This window comes from Urinicoccus massiliensis, from assembly GCF_900120405.1.
GTDB classification, from domain to species: Bacteria; Bacillota; Clostridia; order Tissierellales; family Peptoniphilaceae; genus Urinicoccus; species Urinicoccus massiliensis.
The window spans coordinates 600252-615611 of sequence record NZ_LT635493.1 but is presented as its reverse complement, the minus strand read 5'-3'; the positions used below and the strand labels follow the sequence as shown (position 1 = coordinate 615611).

At 46.2% G+C, this 15360-nt stretch carries 16 protein-coding genes, 1 tRNA gene and 1 pseudogene; 8 read left to right on the top strand and 10 right to left on the bottom strand.

The window, feature by feature from the left end; genetic code table 11:
* The first annotated feature begins 92 nt into the window (after positions 1–92).
* Entirely contained in the window at positions 93–1424 is a 1332-nt protein-coding gene (locus BQ7400_RS07535) for a CCA tRNA nucleotidyltransferase (protein WP_072470012.1), read from the top strand.
* 68 nt (positions 1425–1492) lie between these two features.
* Entirely contained in the window at positions 1493–2353 is an 861-nt protein-coding gene (locus BQ7400_RS07530) for a polyphosphate kinase 2 family protein (RefSeq protein ID WP_072470011.1), read from the top strand.
* On the opposite strand, the gene ppk1 is transcribed toward BQ7400_RS07530, so the two are convergent.
* Both ppk1 and BQ7400_RS07520 read right to left on the bottom strand, forming a co-directional pair.
* A complete protein-coding gene (gene ppk1, locus BQ7400_RS07525) occupies positions 2350–4500 on the bottom strand; it encodes a polyphosphate kinase 1 (RefSeq protein ID WP_072470010.1) in 2151 nt (716 codons plus the stop codon). The genes BQ7400_RS07530 and ppk1 overlap by 4 nt on opposite strands.
* The gene (locus BQ7400_RS07520) at positions 4487–5425 is read right to left on the bottom strand and encodes a Ppx/GppA phosphatase family protein (RefSeq protein WP_034439348.1); all 939 of its coding nucleotides are present in this window, start codon (positions 5423–5425) and stop codon (positions 4487–4489) included. The genes ppk1 and BQ7400_RS07520 overlap by 14 nt, the downstream gene beginning before the upstream one ends.
* A gap of 157 nt (positions 5426–5582) precedes the next feature.
* On the opposite strand from BQ7400_RS07520, the gene BQ7400_RS07515 reads away from it, so the two are divergent.
* Entirely contained in the window at positions 5583–7145 is a 1563-nt protein-coding gene (locus BQ7400_RS07515) for a ClC family H(+)/Cl(-) exchange transporter (RefSeq protein WP_072470009.1), read from the top strand.
* A 45-nt stretch (positions 7146–7190) separates the two neighbouring features.
* Here BQ7400_RS07515 and BQ7400_RS07510 read toward each other — a convergent pair whose 3' ends face one another.
* Positions 7191–7757: a pyridoxamine 5'-phosphate oxidase family protein gene (locus tag BQ7400_RS07510; RefSeq protein ID WP_072470008.1), complete on the bottom strand. Its 567-nt coding sequence runs from the start codon at positions 7755–7757 to the stop codon at positions 7191–7193.
* A 9-nt stretch (positions 7758–7766) separates the two neighbouring features.
* Positions 7767–8651 (bottom strand): YitT family protein, encoded by an 885-nt coding sequence (locus BQ7400_RS07505; protein ID WP_083553303.1) that lies wholly within the window; start codon positions 8649–8651, stop codon positions 7767–7769.
* A gap of 257 nt (positions 8652–8908) precedes the next feature.
* Here BQ7400_RS07505 and BQ7400_RS07500 point away from each other — a divergent pair, with 257 nt between their 5' ends.
* From BQ7400_RS07500 to BQ7400_RS07485, 4 genes and pseudogenes are all read left to right on the top strand, one after another.
* On the top strand, positions 8909–9598 hold the full coding sequence (locus BQ7400_RS07500; RefSeq protein ID WP_072470007.1) for a SagB/ThcOx family dehydrogenase: 690 nt from the start codon (positions 8909–8911) through the stop codon (positions 9596–9598).
* 48 nt (positions 9599–9646) lie between these two features.
* Positions 9647–10186, top strand: coding sequence for a flavodoxin family protein (locus BQ7400_RS07495; protein ID WP_072470006.1), 540 nt, complete (start codon positions 9647–9649; stop codon positions 10184–10186).
* A 10-nt stretch (positions 10187–10196) separates the two neighbouring features.
* Entirely contained in the window at positions 10197–11501 is a 1305-nt protein-coding gene (locus tag BQ7400_RS07490; RefSeq protein WP_180371969.1) for an aldehyde dehydrogenase family protein, read from the top strand.
* A pseudogene (locus BQ7400_RS07485) lies at positions 11498–12078 on the top strand (DNA-3-methyladenine glycosylase). The gene BQ7400_RS07490 and the pseudogene BQ7400_RS07485 overlap by 4 nt, the downstream one beginning before the upstream one ends.
* 376 nt (positions 12079–12454) lie before the next feature.
* Here BQ7400_RS07485 and BQ7400_RS07480 read toward each other — a convergent pair.
* The 5 genes from BQ7400_RS07480 to BQ7400_RS07475 form a co-directional block, all read right to left on the bottom strand.
* Complete coding sequence (locus tag BQ7400_RS07480) at positions 12455–13441, bottom strand: DUF3644 domain-containing protein (protein ID WP_245759423.1); 987 nt, start codon at positions 13439–13441, stop codon at positions 12455–12457.
* A gap of 166 nt (positions 13442–13607) precedes the next feature.
* The gene (locus tag BQ7400_RS10935) at positions 13608–13763 is read right to left on the bottom strand and encodes a LexA family protein (protein WP_308844299.1); all 156 of its coding nucleotides are present in this window, start codon (positions 13761–13763) and stop codon (positions 13608–13610) included.
* 22 nt (positions 13764–13785) lie between these two features.
* On the bottom strand, positions 13786–13938 hold the full coding sequence (locus BQ7400_RS10930; RefSeq protein ID WP_180371968.1) for a LexA family protein: 153 nt from the start codon (positions 13936–13938) through the stop codon (positions 13786–13788).
* Entirely contained in the window at positions 13916–14038 is a 123-nt protein-coding gene (locus tag BQ7400_RS10925) for a hypothetical protein (RefSeq protein ID WP_281245081.1), read from the bottom strand. The genes BQ7400_RS10930 and BQ7400_RS10925 overlap by 23 nt, the downstream gene beginning before the upstream one ends.
* Before the next feature lie 408 nt (positions 14039–14446).
* Positions 14447–14522 (bottom strand) — tRNA-Val (locus BQ7400_RS07475).
* A 109-nt stretch (positions 14523–14631) separates the two neighbouring features.
* On the opposite strand from BQ7400_RS07475, the gene BQ7400_RS07470 reads away from it, so the two are divergent.
* A complete protein-coding gene (locus tag BQ7400_RS07470; RefSeq protein ID WP_034439335.1) occupies positions 14632–14871 on the top strand; it encodes a hypothetical protein in 240 nt (79 codons plus the stop codon).
* Between the two features lie 29 nt (positions 14872–14900).
* Here BQ7400_RS07470 and BQ7400_RS07465 read toward each other — a convergent pair whose 3' ends face one another.
* On the bottom strand, positions 14901–15317 hold the full coding sequence (locus BQ7400_RS07465; protein ID WP_034439332.1) for a copper amine oxidase N-terminal domain-containing protein: 417 nt from the start codon (positions 15315–15317) through the stop codon (positions 14901–14903).
* Positions 15318–15360 lie beyond the last annotated feature (43 nt).

The window sequence follows — 15360 nt, the reverse complement described above, 5'->3', positions numbered from 1 at the left end:
CAACCTCCGGGAAATAGTTTAAAATAAAGTAAACCAAAATGTCAATACAGTTTACATATAAAATATTAAAATTCTTAAAAGGGGAGACGGATATGGACCGAGATTTGGATAAAATTTTAAAAAGATTGGAAGAAGCGGGCTTTGAAGCCTATATAGTCGGGGGGAGTGTCCGGGACGACTACCTGGGGATTCCTCCAAAGGACATTGACATAGCATCTTCCGCTAGGCCTGAAGAGGTGGAGGCGCTTTTTAGGGACTACAAGACCCTGGACATAGGGAAAAAGTATGGGACCATTTCCCTGGTCCTGGGGCAAGAAAAAATTGAAATCACCACCTTCCGCCATGACCTGGCCTACAAGGACCACCGCCACCCGGAAGGGGTCCGCTTTACCGACTCCCTCTTGGAAGACCTAAAGAGAAGGGACTTTACCATGAATGCCATGGCCAAAAACCGCCAGGGGGAAATTTTTGACCCCTTTCATGGCCGGGAGGACCTGGACCGGGGAATTCTAAAAATGGTGGGTAACCCCATGGACCGCCTGGAGGAAGACGCTCTGCGGATTCTTCGGGGCTTCCGCTTTGCCAGTCGCTTTAAACTCGACCTGGACCCGGACTTTCTCGACGCTGCCAGCCTTTGCAAGGAGGGCCTGGCCCGGGTCTCTCGTGACCGGATCCGGCAGGAATTTTTTGGCCTTCTTTTAACCGACCAACCCTCCTACGGCCTTTTACTCATGGAAGAAACGGGAGTCCTTAAAATTCTCTTTCCAGACCTTATGGCCACTGTGGGTTTTGACCAAAAAAATCCCTACCATAGCCAAACCCTTTTTGACCACCTCCTCTGTGTTCTGGACCACACTCCGGCCAAGCTATCCACCCGTTTGGCAGCCCTCTTCCACGACATTGCCAAGCCCCAAAAGGCCTTTTATGGCAAGGATGGCCACCTCCACTTTTATGACCATGACAAGGAAGGGGCCCTGAAGGCCGACCAAATCCTCAAGGACCTGGGAGCTGAGAAAAAATTAAGGGCCAGTGTCCGGGCCCTTATTCAAGACCATATGACAGTACAAAAGGTCATGACGGACAAGGCTCTGAGAAGGCAAATTAAACGGGTGGGCCGGGAAAATGTCCTGGACCTCTATGACTTAATCTTAGCCGATGCTGCCTGTACAGCTGGACCTGGAAGCCTGGACCCCTTAAGGGCAAGAAAGGCCCGGGTCTTAGACCTCTTGGACGAAGACCTGACTAAAAAGGAAAACTTTCTGGCCATTAATGGCCATGACCTTATGGATTTGGGTTATCCCAAGGGCCCTCTCTTGGGGACCATCCTCAGAGCCTGCCAGGACCTGGTTTTGGAAGATCCTGAAAAAAACACCCAGGAAGACTTAAAAAAATATGTGGAGGAAAGATTTAAAAAACAATCTTGACCAAAATTCTTATCAAAATAAGGTATTATCTTTTTACTTTTGGGTAAATAAAAGCCAAGGAGGCAAGTATGGATACAAGAGATTATTTAATTAAAGCTGGAGAAAAGGTGGACTTGAAAAAAATCCCCACTCGCTATGAGGGGGACTTGGATAAAAAAGATGTGAAGAACCACCTGGCTCCAAAAAATTTAGAAAAACTACAAGACTACCAGGAAAGGCTCTATGCTGAAAACAAGCAAGGACTCATCATTGTTCTCCAGGCCATGGATTCAGGAGGCAAGGATTCCCTAATTAAACACGTTATGACGGGTCTAAATCCTCAAGGCACCAAGGTAGCTTCTTTTAAGCGACCCTCCGACAGGGAATTGGACCATGATTTTTTATGGAGGGTCAATAGGGAACTGCCATCCCGGGGGGACATTGGTATTTTTAACCGGTCCCATTATGAAGAAGTTATCGTCACCCGGATTCACGACCTGGTAAAAATCCAACCCCTACCGGAGGACTTGATAGACAAGGACCTTTGGCAAAACCGCTTTGACGACATCGTCAACTATGAGAATTATTTACGGAATAATGGCTTTCGGATGGTGAAGTTCTTCCTCCACATTTCCAAGGAAGAGCAAAAAAGCCGCCTGATGGACCGAATTGTTCGCCCGGAAAAACACTATAAGTTTGATAAGTCTGATATTACAGAAAGGACCTATTGGGACAAGTATCAAAGGGCCTATGAAGACCTTTTTGAGCACACCTCAACAAAAGAGGCACCCTGGTATGTGGTGCCTGCTGATCGTAAGTGGTTTTCCCGCTACCTGGTAAGCCAGGTCATTTTGGAAACCCTCCAAGACATGGACCCCCAATTTCCACAACTAAGTAAGGAAGCAGAGGAGTCCTTGGACCATTGGAAAAAGGTCTTGGAGGAATCTTAACTTTTTTGGAAAAAATGAATAATTTTTCGGAACAGCCCCCGGGGCTGGTCTTTTTTTGTCCGGGCCTTTTGATTCTCCAGGGCACTTAAGGCTAATTCATAGCGTTTATTGGCCCTTTCCATAAAATAATCTTGGCAGCTAAAGGGTTCTTTGCCATCTTGAATGAGAACATAGTCACCATTTTCCAGAAGCCGTCGGGCCTTGACATTGTCCTTCCATTGGGTGTCCAGGTAAAAGCGACAAAAATCTCTCAGGGCCGGGTCCTGGATGGGACAAGCCACCTCCACCCGTCTTTCCATATTCCGGGTCATGAGGTCGGCAGAAGTGATGTAAATGATTTCGTCATCTCCCTGGCCAAATAAGTAAATCCGAGGATGCTCCAAGTAGCGACCTACAATGCTCCGAACCTCAATGTTGTCGGTATAACCCTCCATACCCGGGATGATACAACAAATGCCCCGGATAATTAACTTGACTTGGGCACCCTTTTGTGAGGCGACAGAAAGCTCTTCCATGATTTCATAGTCTGTCATGGAATTCATCTTTAAGAAAATATAGCCCTTGGGTCCCTTGTCGGCTTCTCGGCGGATGAGGTCAATGATGGTGGGCTTGATGGAATAGGGAGACTGCAAGAGGGACTGGTAGGATCCATCCAGGACCCCGGTGCAGATGTTAAAGAAAAATTCTGTAGCATCCTGGCCGATTTTAGGATCAGCCGTAATAAAGGACAGGTCGGTATATTGCTTGGAGGTCTTTTCGTTGTAGTTTCCCGTTCCCACCTGGGTAATGGTTCGGATATCATTACCCTTTTGGTAGCTAATCAAACAAACCTTGGAGTGGACCTTGTATTGGTTAAAGCCATAGACAATATTACAACCGGCATCATAGAGGACCTGGGAGTTGATGAGGTTGTGCTCTTCATCAAAGCGAGCCTTTAATTCCATTAGGACAGTAACATTTTTCCCGTTTTCAGCGGCCCGGCACAGGGCGTCCACCAGTTGGGAGTGGTCGGCTAGGCGGTAGATGGTAATCTTAATGGATAGGACATTTTCATTGTCGGCGGCTTCATTAATGAGGTCCAAAAAGGAGTTGATGTCTTCATAGGGATAGGAAAGAATCACGTCATTTTTTTCAATGTAGTCCATGAGAGAGGGCTGGTAGACAGCTGGACCAATGGGCTTGGGCCGGTAGGACTTGTAGTAGAGGTCTTGGGTGGATCTTTCTGGCAAGGCTCCTTCCAAGGCAAAGGCATAGGACATATCTAGGCAGCGGGTGGTGACAAAAAATTGGTCCTTGGAAAGGCCCAGTTCTTTAGCAAGGTAGGAGGTCATGGCTCCAGATAGGGGACGGTCACTTAAGAGGCCTACAGGATTTAACCGGTCCCGTTTTTTCAAGATCTTCTTCATATGGTCCCGGTAGTCTACATTGTCATCAGCATCTTCATCATCAGCTGACAGGTCCCCATTCCGGGTGACCCGAATCAGGGCCACTTCCTTGACTGTGTACTCCTTGAAAAGAGAGGGTGCATAGTAGGCGTGGACCTCTTCGCTTAAAATATACCGGGTTTTTTCGTCATTTAAAAAGATGATCTTTTTGGACTCTTGGGGGATGGCCACCAGGCCAAAGTAGTCCTTTCCATCCCGGTGGAGCCTTAAAATGGCATGGGTGTGGTTGTTGTCAATAAAGGGAAAAGGATTGTGAAAATCCACAATTTGCGGAGACAAGACGGGCTTGATGTGGGACTTGAAAAAAGCCTTGGCTCGGGATTTTTCTTCCTTGGAGACCTGGTCCATGGTCAAGTGGTAGATGCCCTTTTCCCGAAAGGCTTCTTCCAAGTCTTCCATGGTTTGGTCCTTTGTTTCATAGAGGTCCCGAACCCTGGCAAAAATCATATCCAGCTGGTCCTGGGGACTCAGGCCCGTTCGGCGTTCACTGTTGTCTTCGTCTAGAAGGGTATAGTCGCTTAAGCGGCCTACCCGGACCATAAAGTATTCAGTCAAATTGCTTTGGTAGATAGCGATAAATTTCAAGCGTTCCCCCAAGGGGACTCCTGGAGTGGCCCCTTCTTCTAGGACGCGTTCATTAAACTTGAGCCAGGAAAGTTCCCGGTTTTTCATATAGATAGGGGGCTGGTTATTCTTTTCCATGGTCTTGATCTAACCTCCAAATTAAGTAACCTTCACGAATTCCACAATTGCTTACCATGATTTCCTGGCAGGAAAAGACCTTGGCAACCTCCTGGAGGATTAGGATTCCAGGAGTCAGGGTGTGGATCCTAGAGGGGCAAACTCTCAGGACATTTCGGACATACACCGGGTCAAAAGTCATAAGGCCCTGGCTAATGGACTTACTTTGGGCCAGGCTAAAGCGGCCTGGAAGGTCTTCTCCGTCAGAGGAAAATTGGTAGTCAACAGGTTCAAACAACTCTGAGCACAGGTTGTTGCAGGCCCGGATGGTGCCACCAACACCTACAATGGGTAGAGAGCCCTTGACCTTGGGCAGGTCTAGGTCCTCTAACTTTCCCCGGATATATTTTTTGATTTCCTTACTTTCTTTCTTGTTAGGGAAAATACGTGAGACAAATTGCCGGTAGAGGGAGAGAGACCCCTCATCTAAACTGTTTTTATAGAGGACCTTGTCCTTTTTGTGGATTAAAATTTCCGTAGAACCACCACCAATATCCACATGGACACCTGCATCCAGGGTAAAGGAGGAATGGACCCCCAAATAGCCCAGCTCAGCCTCCATGGGACCGGAAATCAAGTCCACATTTAAGCCGGTGGCTTCCTCCAAGGTCTTTAAGACCTCCTTGGAGTTTTTTACATTCCGAATAGCTGCTGTGGCAAAGGTAAAGATAGCCTCTGCTTGAAAGAGCTTGTAGATGGGCTCATAGGTCTTTAAGACATGGACCAGACGCCAAACTCCCTGCTGGGTCATCTTGTTTCCCTTGATATAGTCAGCTAGGCCAACTTGTGATTTCTTCTTCATTAAAACTCTTGGCCGCCCATCCACAAGGTCATAAATCGTTAGGCGGATGGTGTTGGAGCCAATATCTGTTACAGCATATTTCATAGACTTCCCCCTTCTTACTTGTATTTTATCACAGCTGGGGGTCAAAAAATGTAAAGTTCATGAAAAGTTTTACCATTTCTAGAGGCCCTCCAGACTTGTCGACCCTTTCTCCTTTTTTCCCAAAGTGCTATACTATAAATAGATAAGGGAGGGAGCTATGAGAATAGACGATATAAATCAAGATCAAGACCTGGACCTAAAAAGGGTCAAGGGGATGGAAATATTGGGAAAATCCTTGTTAATCGGCATCTTAACAGGCCTGGTGATTAGTGGCTACCGGCTCTTGGGTTCCCAGCTGGGAGACCTTTTTAAAAGTGTCTACCTCTGGTCCTGCCAAGGGCCCCTGTATTTTGCCCTGGTGGCCTTGGTCCTGGTGGTCCTAGCCGTCTTGGTGGACTTTATGGTCCAAAAGGAACCCATGATTTCCGGGTCCGGGATTCCCCAAATGGAGGGAATCCTCCATAAAAAAATCCACTACAATTGGTTCAAGGTCCTCCTCTACAAGTTTATCGGCGGCATCATATGCCTGGCTGTAGGCATGAGCGTGGGCCGGGAGGGTCCCTCGGTCCAAATGGGGGCTTGCCTGGGCCAGGGGGTATCTGAAAAGAGCAAGGACTCGAAAAAATTGGACAATTACTTAATTACTGCTGGAGGGTCTGCAGGCCTTTCGGCGGCCTTTGGGGCTCCCCTGGCCGGGGTTTGCTTTGCCCTGGAAGAAGCCCACAAGAACTTTTCCTACTATGTCCTCCTGGGCTGTATGCTGTCTTCGGTGGTGGCGGACTTTATTACCAAAATCGTCTTTGGCATGGAACCCTCCCTGCAATTTCGGGAGCTGGACCTCTTGCCCCTGGAAGACTACTGGGCCTTTGTCCTCTTGGGCCTGGCCGTAGGGGTAAGCGGGGTTATCTTTAACCAGGGGATTTTAAGGACCAAGGCCTTTATTGGCAAGCAAAAGCTCCCCAGCTTTGTCCCCATGGCCCTGGCCTTTTTACTCAGTGCCGGGATCTCCATCTACCTGCCCATCCTGGCTGGGGGAGGTCACGAAACCATTATGGACCTTAAAACAGGGGATATGGCCATCCTCTTCTTGGTCTTTTTACTCCTGGTAAAATACATCTTTACCTTTATCTGCTTCGGGTCCAATGTTCCCGGGGGGATTTTCTTTCCCCTCCTGGCCATTGGGGCCCTGGTTGGCAGCATTATGGGGAAGATTTTTATCGGCCTGGGAGTGGACCAAAGCTTTTATGTCAACTTTGTGGTCCTGGCCATGGCTGGCCACTTTGCCGCCATTGTCAAGGCGCCCTTAACGGGCCTCATCCTGATTTTCGAAATGACCGGGTCCATGAGCCAGTTCCTGGGCCTGGCCCTGGTGGTCTTGGTGGCCACAGTGACAGCAGATATCCTAAAGGGAGAACCCATCTACGACGAACTCTTAAAGGCCATCCTCAAGAAAAAGGGCCAGCTGGGGGCCTCCTATTATGAAGAAAACTACCTGAAAATCACCGTCCATACCGGGAGCCTTTGCTCCAACCAAAGGGTCATGGACCTGGATTTTCCATCCTATGTATGGATTACAGAACTCCAAAGGGGCAAGCACCGGATCCTCCCTACCGGGTCCACCGTCCTTTTGGCCGGAGACCTCTTGATCTTTGCCACAGATGAGGACCACTACCATGATGCAGAAAAAATCCTGGAAGACATGACCCGGGAAAGACCATAAAAAAAGGAGTTAGCCTAGAGCTAGCTCCTTTTTTTGACCATATTTTCAGTCCATCCTCTGCCACTTCATTTCTTCCCCCTGGGCATCCAATTTTTTTCTCTTGCCATGAATTTCTTGGATATCCAGGGCATAAACTAGGATACGGGACCCACCAACAGCCATGGCTTGGGGGAAAAAGTCCATCTTGTCCCCGGTATATTTTTTGCAAAGGGCCTCCATGGCCCGGGTGATTTCCTCCGGGTCCCGGACCAGGCGGAGGCGGCCCAGGACATGGGCCGAGGAATATTCTGTGGTAAAGACCCGGCTTAAAAGGAGCCCTACTTTTCCCGGCTCCTGGGCCAGGGCCTGCAACTTGTCCCTGGAAAAGACATCCGGCACCTGGGCATAGGAAACAAAGGACAGGCCGTAGGAGTCGCCTTCTTTTAAAAGGTCCAGCTTGTAGCCGGCCTTGGCAGAGTGGAAGTAGAGGCAGTCTCCTAGCCGGACCAGGGAGAGGTTGACAGAATAGGTTTGTTTCTTGTCCGGATCATAAAGGGCCAGGCTCCCGTAGGAGCTTTGGTCAATGACCTCCCGGGCAAAGTCTGGGTTCATTTCTCGATCTTTTCTACGCATGGTTTCCTCCTAAACTTGGATGTGGCTAAAACCCCGGCCCTTGACTTCCACGGTTTCGCTAATGGTCATAAAGGCTTCTGGGTCAATAGAGTCCACAATTTTTCGCACCTGGACAAATTCGTGGTTGTCCACGATGCAATAGATGATGTCCATGTCCTGGTGGCTATAGGCCCCGGTACCCTTGAGGTAGGTAACCCCCCGGTGGAGTTCCTTCATAATGGACCGGGCAATGGGCTTGGACATATTGGTCATGATAAAAATTTGCTTCATCTGGCCCACCCCCATCTGGATCCGGTCCAGGACCTGGTAGGCAATAAAGAGGCCAATGAGGGTGTACATGGCCCGGTTGAAACTGAAGACAAAACCGGAAATGGTGATAATGACCCCGTTGACTCCCAAGAGGACCTTGCTGATATTGATGCCGTAAAGCTTCTTGGTCAGGGCTGCCACAACATCCAGGCCCCCCTGGCAGGTTCCGTTACGGAACATAATCCCCATGCCGGCCCCATTGAGGATGGAGCCAAAGACGCAGCTTAGCAAGACGTCGTCAGTAATGTGGATATAGGAAGCCAAAAAGTCGAAAAGACTCATGTAAAGAGAAAAAATAAACATGGACAGGGTGGAGTAAAGGATAAAATTTCGGTCCAGGACCTTGAGGGACAGGACCATAAGGGGCAGGTTAAAGAGGAGGACGGAAATCCCCAAGGGGATGCCGAAAACCGTATTTAACAAGACGGAAATCCCGCCGACACCGCCGCCAATCATCTGGCCCGGACGCAAAAATAAAATCAGGGCCATGGCACACAAAAAATTTCCAACCAGGATGGACAGGTACTTGGAAAGAATGACCTTTTTGTTGTATTCCCTCCAATGCATGGTTTCTTCCTTAATCATAGTCTTTTAAACTCTCCTTCATTTCCTCTAAAAGTGGAAGGGGCCTTGCGGATGGACCCGGCCTTCCTTCTTCATACCAATAAGTATAGCATAAAACCAGGCTAAATTCTCTGAAATTATAGCCTTCTTAAGGAGACTTTTCCCGCTTGAAAATCCTTCCACTTAAGTGGGGAAAGGAGTGTTCAATTTGTCCTTAAAATGCTACAATGAACTATAAAGAAGAATAAAGATTCAAAAACGTTTAGAAAGGAAAAGCAATGATCCAATCCACATTTCCCTTGACGGCAGAAGAAAACAAGCCAGTCGATTTGATAGATCCAGACCTCTATACAGGTCGGGAAAGCAAGCTCCCTCCTCCAGTCCAAAAGGTCCATGAAAGTGACTTTACCGTCCTGACCCAGAAGAGGAAGTCCGGCCGGGCCTATTCCAAGGCCATTATGACCCGCAAGCAACTGAGCTACATCCTCTACAACAGCTACCACTTATTTCAAGACCAAAGAAGCCACCTGCCAGTGCCCAGCGCTTGTAACAGCCGGCCCCTAAGGGTCTATGTCTGCATCTTAAATGTCCTGGACCTGGAAAAGGGGATCTACCGCTACCATCCTCAAAACCACAGCCTCTTTTTGGTCAAGCGCTTTGCCGATGCCCGGGAAGAATTAAAGGACATCTTTCTCAACCAGACCTTTATCCTCCAAGCCACCTGCCTCATTGGACTGGGAGCCAACCTGGAGGCAGCAGGCTACCGGTACCCCTCGGAAGCGGAAAAATTTGTCCTCTTGGAAGCAGGCCATGTAGGACAGCAAATTCAACTCTCGGCAGAGTCTTTAAACCTGGCCTCCTGTCCCATTGCCCGCTATGAACAAAGACTCATAGACCAATTTTTTGAATCCCAAACCAGCCCCATCACCTATGTCTTTTCCATTGGAAACCGGGGCAACTTGGACTAGGAGTCGATAGATGAAGAAGGATAGAAAAAATTGCCTTGGGGGGAAAAGATGCAAGTAACCGTTGTCTATAGTAGCAAGTATGGGTCCACAAAAAGATATGCAGAAGAGCTCCACCGGAGGCATCCCGGGGCTCTTTTAGAGCTGAAAGACTTCCGGCCCAAAAGCCTCCGGGGGGATGTGGTGGTCTTTTTCGCCCCCATTTATGCCTTTGGCCTCTTAAATCTCAGCACCCTGGAAAGGGACATCAGCCGGATGCAAGGGAAAAAAGTAGCTATTTTTTGCGTGGGAGCCAGCAACTACAACAAGAAAGAATTTCGCCGGCTCTACCGCCAACACTTTGATGGTCCCCTAAAAGACGTACCGGCCTTTTACGGACGGGGAGCCTGGCAAAGAGACAAGATGACCCGGATGGACAAGGTCCTTTTGCGACTCAACTACCAGACAATCAAAAACAAGCACAAGGACAAGCTCCAGCCCTGGGAAGAAGAGTTCCTGACCATCTATGGGAAAAACTGGGACTGGGTAGACTTTTCCTACCTGGATGCCCTGGAAGAATGGCTCAAGGCCCGGGACCCCTTTGACGATTAAAGGAGAGAAAATGGATCTTAAAAACCGTATTTGCAAGCTAAAAAACCTGAAAAAAGAACTACAAAGAAGTCGGCAAGAAATCCTAAAAGCCCTGGAAGCTGACCTGGGTAAGTCCATGGAAGAAGCCTACCTGTCCGAATACCTTATGACCCTGGAAGAGCTGGACTATACGATAGCCCAAGTCCCCAAGTGGGCTCGGCCGGACAAAAAGCCCACTCCTTACTATCAATTTCCCTCCAAGGGGGAAATCCACCATAGGCCCTACGGTCGGGTGGCTATTGCTGCCCCTTGGAACTACCCCTTCCTCCTGGCCATGGTGCCAACCATTGGAGCCTTGGGAGCAGGCAACCGAGTGGTTTTAAAGACCTCTCGAAAGGCCCCGGCTACATCCCAAGTGGTCCGAGATATCCTTGGCCGAGTCTATGATCCGGAAGAAGTCCTGGTCTATGGCCTGGGCCCCCAAGACCGGGCCCGCTTTATGGCTGAAGACATGGACTTTTTATTCTTTACAGGGTCCACCCGGGTTGGACGGGAAATGGCCAAATTGGCTGGGGAAAAAATGATTCCCTGCGTTTTAGAATTGGGAGGAAAAAGTCCTGTCATCGTCTTTGGGGACCAAGACCTGGAAACCACTGCCAAAAGAATCATCTGGGGCAAGACCCTCAATGCCGGCCAAACTTGTGTGGCTCCAGACTATTGCTTGGTCCAAAAAGACCTCCGGGACCCCTTGATTCAAGCTATGAACCAGTCCATCCAGGATTTTTATGGCCCCAACCCCCTGGAAAGTTCCTACCTGGCCTCCATCATCGACCGAGACCACTTCCATCGTCTGGAAGACCTGGCCAAGGCCCAGGGCTTAGACATGGAGGGAAAGGCCTGGCTCCAAGGCTTGAAATTTGCCCCTCAAGTCTTCCCGGCAGACCCTTCAAGCCCCTTTATGGAAGAGGAAATCTTTGGCCCCTTCCTACCAGTTTTAACCATTGACGACTTGGAAGACTGCCAAAAGATTATTAACCTCCACCCCAACCCCCTGGCCCTCTACCTCTTTAGCCAGGAGGAAAAAGACCTGGACTACATCTTGGACACCATTCCCTTTGGTGGTGGGGCCTTTAATGACACCCTGACCCACCTGTCCACCGTAACCCTGCCCTTTGGTGGCGTGGGTCAAAGCGGCATGGGAGCCTACCATGGAAAATACTCCTTTGACACCTTTAGTCGCAAGGTCTCCATCCTAAAGAAGTCCAGAAAGATAGACCTGGATATGCGCTATCCTCCCTATGAAAACTTTGACCCAAGGAAGTTTTTTAAGAAATGAAAAAATTAAGCCTAGACTACTACCAAGCCAATGCCCTGGACCTGGCTCCGGACCTAATTGGCAAGATCCTCTGCCACAGGGAAAAAGACCAGGTCCTTATGGGGCGGATTATCGAAAGCGAAGCCTACCTGCAAGACGACAAGGCCTGCCACGCCTACGGGGGCAAAAAAACCCAGAGAACCGCCCCTTGTTCTTGCTGGGCGGCCACATCTACACCTACTTTACCTACGGCATCCACACCCTCTTTAACATCGTCACCGGACCTGAGGGGAATGCCCAGGCCGTTTTGATCCGGGCCCTGGACCCCATTCAAGGAGAGGAAACCTTCTACCAAAGACGGTTTGGAAAAGATAAGGACCAGGCCACAGGTTACCAGAAGAAAAACCTCTTAAACGGTCCAGCCAAGCTGACCCAGGCCCTGGGCATCAGCCTGGAAGACAATAAAAAGACCCTGGACGGGGACATCTACCTCTTGGATGACGGCTTCCAAGGCCCTGTTGAAGCCACAAAACGCATTGGCATCGACTATGCCCAGGAGGCCGTAGACTACCCCTACCGTTTTATCCTGAAAAAATAAAAAATATAAGGTTGAATTTGTAGGGGCGGTCCTTGAAGCCCTAGCCCGAAATCTTTGATTTCGTCGGCAGGTCTCATGCCAAGATTTCCTGTAAAAGCTTCGCTTGAACAGCTAGAAATCGACGGCTGGGCCGCCCCTTTTTGTATAAAAGGGAATAATTTATGTAGGGGTTATGTATTTATATTCTTATGGGAAGTCGAATAAAGATAAATTTAAATTATTTTACTGAAAATACTATTGAACTCTATGTATCATATATTGACTGAGGGTGTGTTAGCATATATAATAAAGATACTAAAGATAACTTGTGAAGGAACAACACTGGGTCCCAAAAAGGGGTAGGTACTTTGTACCGAGCATTCCTATGTGCCTGGGGTTATCTTTTTTTATTTATACCTAATTTTAAGCTTTCAACAATATTAAGTGGGTCTTTTTCAATTTCTTTAACAATAAATTCTACACAGGATTGAGAATAAGTATAGGATTTATTGTTTCCAACAATATGACAATAGGTATATTTTGGATTGGATTTAATGTTGTAAAAGTTTATAAATAAATTCAAAACGTAAGAATTAAATCCTTGCTTATAACCGATAGTTATATTTTTCTTTTTTAAACGTTCTTGAACTGCTGTTATAACAAGTCCATGTGCATATTTATGTGTATCAGCAGGATCTTTCAATTCTTTTATTATATTCCCTGCATTTATGGCGGATTTATCTATACGAATAGAAAAATCCGCTTCGTCCTTTTTCTTTGTAATGTAAAGCATTTGTTTTATATTAATAGAAAACTTATCTGAATTATACTCTTCGGTTAACACGTCGATTTCATTGGCTTGTTTGATAAATCTCTCAGCAATTTCAGCAGGATATTTTATTTTAATTTCTTCGTTAGATAATGGTTCTATTGTAGCTGAAATAGTTAAAAAGTTTTGAGCGACATACTTTGTTATATCAATTTTATGGAATCTGTTAATCTCATGAATAAAATTCAGAACACAAGCTTGAAATAAAGGTGCATACTTTAATTCATAATCTTGGGTTATAAAATGTGTACTAATATTTCTTAGGTCAATTATTTTTTCTAAATTTAATCGGATTCGAGTATTTTTATCAGTATAGATTTTATTTACAGTTTCATTCAGGCTAAGGGTTCGCTCGGGATGATCTTTATAGTATAAAGATTCATTTTTATTTATCAATTCGGCTTTTAACATTAATTCCCAGGCATTACATATGAAAAAGCTGAACCCTTCTATTCTATATTTTATTGTGGGCTTATTATAAATTTCTAAGCCCATGATAAAAGCTTCGACGCTTTTTTCTATTAATTGGTTCTTCAAATTATTTTTGATAGACACGAGTACCTCCTTAATATACTATTTAAACTTTTTGGAATAGATTGGGGGACTAAGGACTAAAAACTTTTAGGTTATTTCATATCCAACTTTTTTCATTTTGCTGCCTTTTTGTCTACTGGTTTGCTTTCGTTTGATTTTTTAAACATGATAAAACCTTCTAAATAACTTATAAAACTTTGCTTAATTTATACGTTGCTTTTCCTAGAATCAAAACACTTGTATCCCCATTTAGAGTAATTGGCTTGAAAGATGGGTTTTCCGCTCTTAACTGAACAATATCTCCGATTTTATAAATCCTTTTGAGAGTAGCTTCTTCATCAATAAGTACAGTTGCAATTTCCCCATCATCTATATTCAGATTGATTTTTTATAAATACAATGTCTCCATCCAGGATGTTGGTATTAATCATGCTTGCCCCATGGACTCCCAAGCAAAAATCAGCCTGAATTTTTTTGTCAGCGTCGATATAATCTTCAAAATTTTCTTCCGCCAACAAAGGTGTTCCGGCCGCTATTGTTCCAAGCAGTGGGATCGTCTTGATTCATCCCATTTTCTTCGCGTAAGTCTTTGAATATGGAATTAAAATCTTTATCCACCTTTACATCTCCTTTGTACATGCATAGTATACAACAGTTTGTTTACAAAAAACAAGAAAACCTATGTAAAGCATTGATAATAAGAGATATATCGGAACAGGAATGTGGTAACAAATCGTTGTTTAAAAGAGGATAGGCCTATAGAGTAGGAGTGACGAGGGTGCATAAAAAGCGGTGAACTTAGCCTTCAATCCACTACAATTGATGTGAGACTGATAGCCCCATCCGACGAGAGATGTTCAAGTCGTGGATTGTCTATTTCCTATATTAAATATCAAGCTTTCAATTTCACACGGGATTTCACACGGGGTCCTTCTATAAATTTAAGCAAATTCCACCCAAGCCATAAAAAATCAAAAATAAAAATGGCTAAATTGCAAATCTCATGCAACCTAGCCATCTATAAATTGGTGGACAGTACTGGACTTGAACCAGCGACCCCTACGATGTCAACGTAGTGCTCTACCAGCTGAGCTAACTCTCCACATATTGGATTACTTCTATTTTACTAGAGCTTGCAGAAAAGTGCAAGCCCTTTTCTTTTCATTTTCGGACAAGAAGGGTATAATGAAGGGAAGAAACAAGGAGGGCGTATGAAAGATAAACTGGGTCCCATAAGTCGGGCCATGGAATTTATACTGGTTTTAGGGATGGTTTTTCGGTCCCTGCTGGTGGGGCAAGTGGACCGGGTCTTTTTTCTGATGATGGCGGCCTATTTTATCCTGGCCGGCCTGTCTAATTTTTTAAGATACCTGGAGGAGGGGGACCAAATGTCTCTTTTCCTAGCCTTGAGCCAAGGCCTTGCCGGCTTTTTATTCTTTTTCATCCAATAAAAAAACGCCTTTGCAGGCGTTTTTTCAAATTATTTGTTGATAATGACCTTGTTTCCCGTAGGGTTCCATTGGACCTTGTAACCCAATTGTTCTGAAATGAAACGAATGGGGACAAAGGCCCGGTCTCCCCGAATTTGGACAGGAGCGTCCAGGTCCAGGGTCTTGTTACCGACATAGGCCTTGTTGCTCCCAACAAATAATTTAAGGGTAGGAAAGTTTTTCCTTTGGATAATAATTGCTTGTTGTTCTTCAATCCAGTCCACCGTAAAGCCCAACTCTTCCGTTATATAGCGCAAGGGTACATAAGTTCTACCAGATTCGATGTAGGATTTTGGCAGTGCAGGAACATGTTGACCATCAATAAAAATTGCCGCGTTACCACTGGCAAAGATTGCATTGGACCATAAGCTGACAATGAGAAGAACAAAAAGAAATCTTTTTTTCAAGACAGTTCACCTCATTTTCTATAAATTTATTATACATGATTTT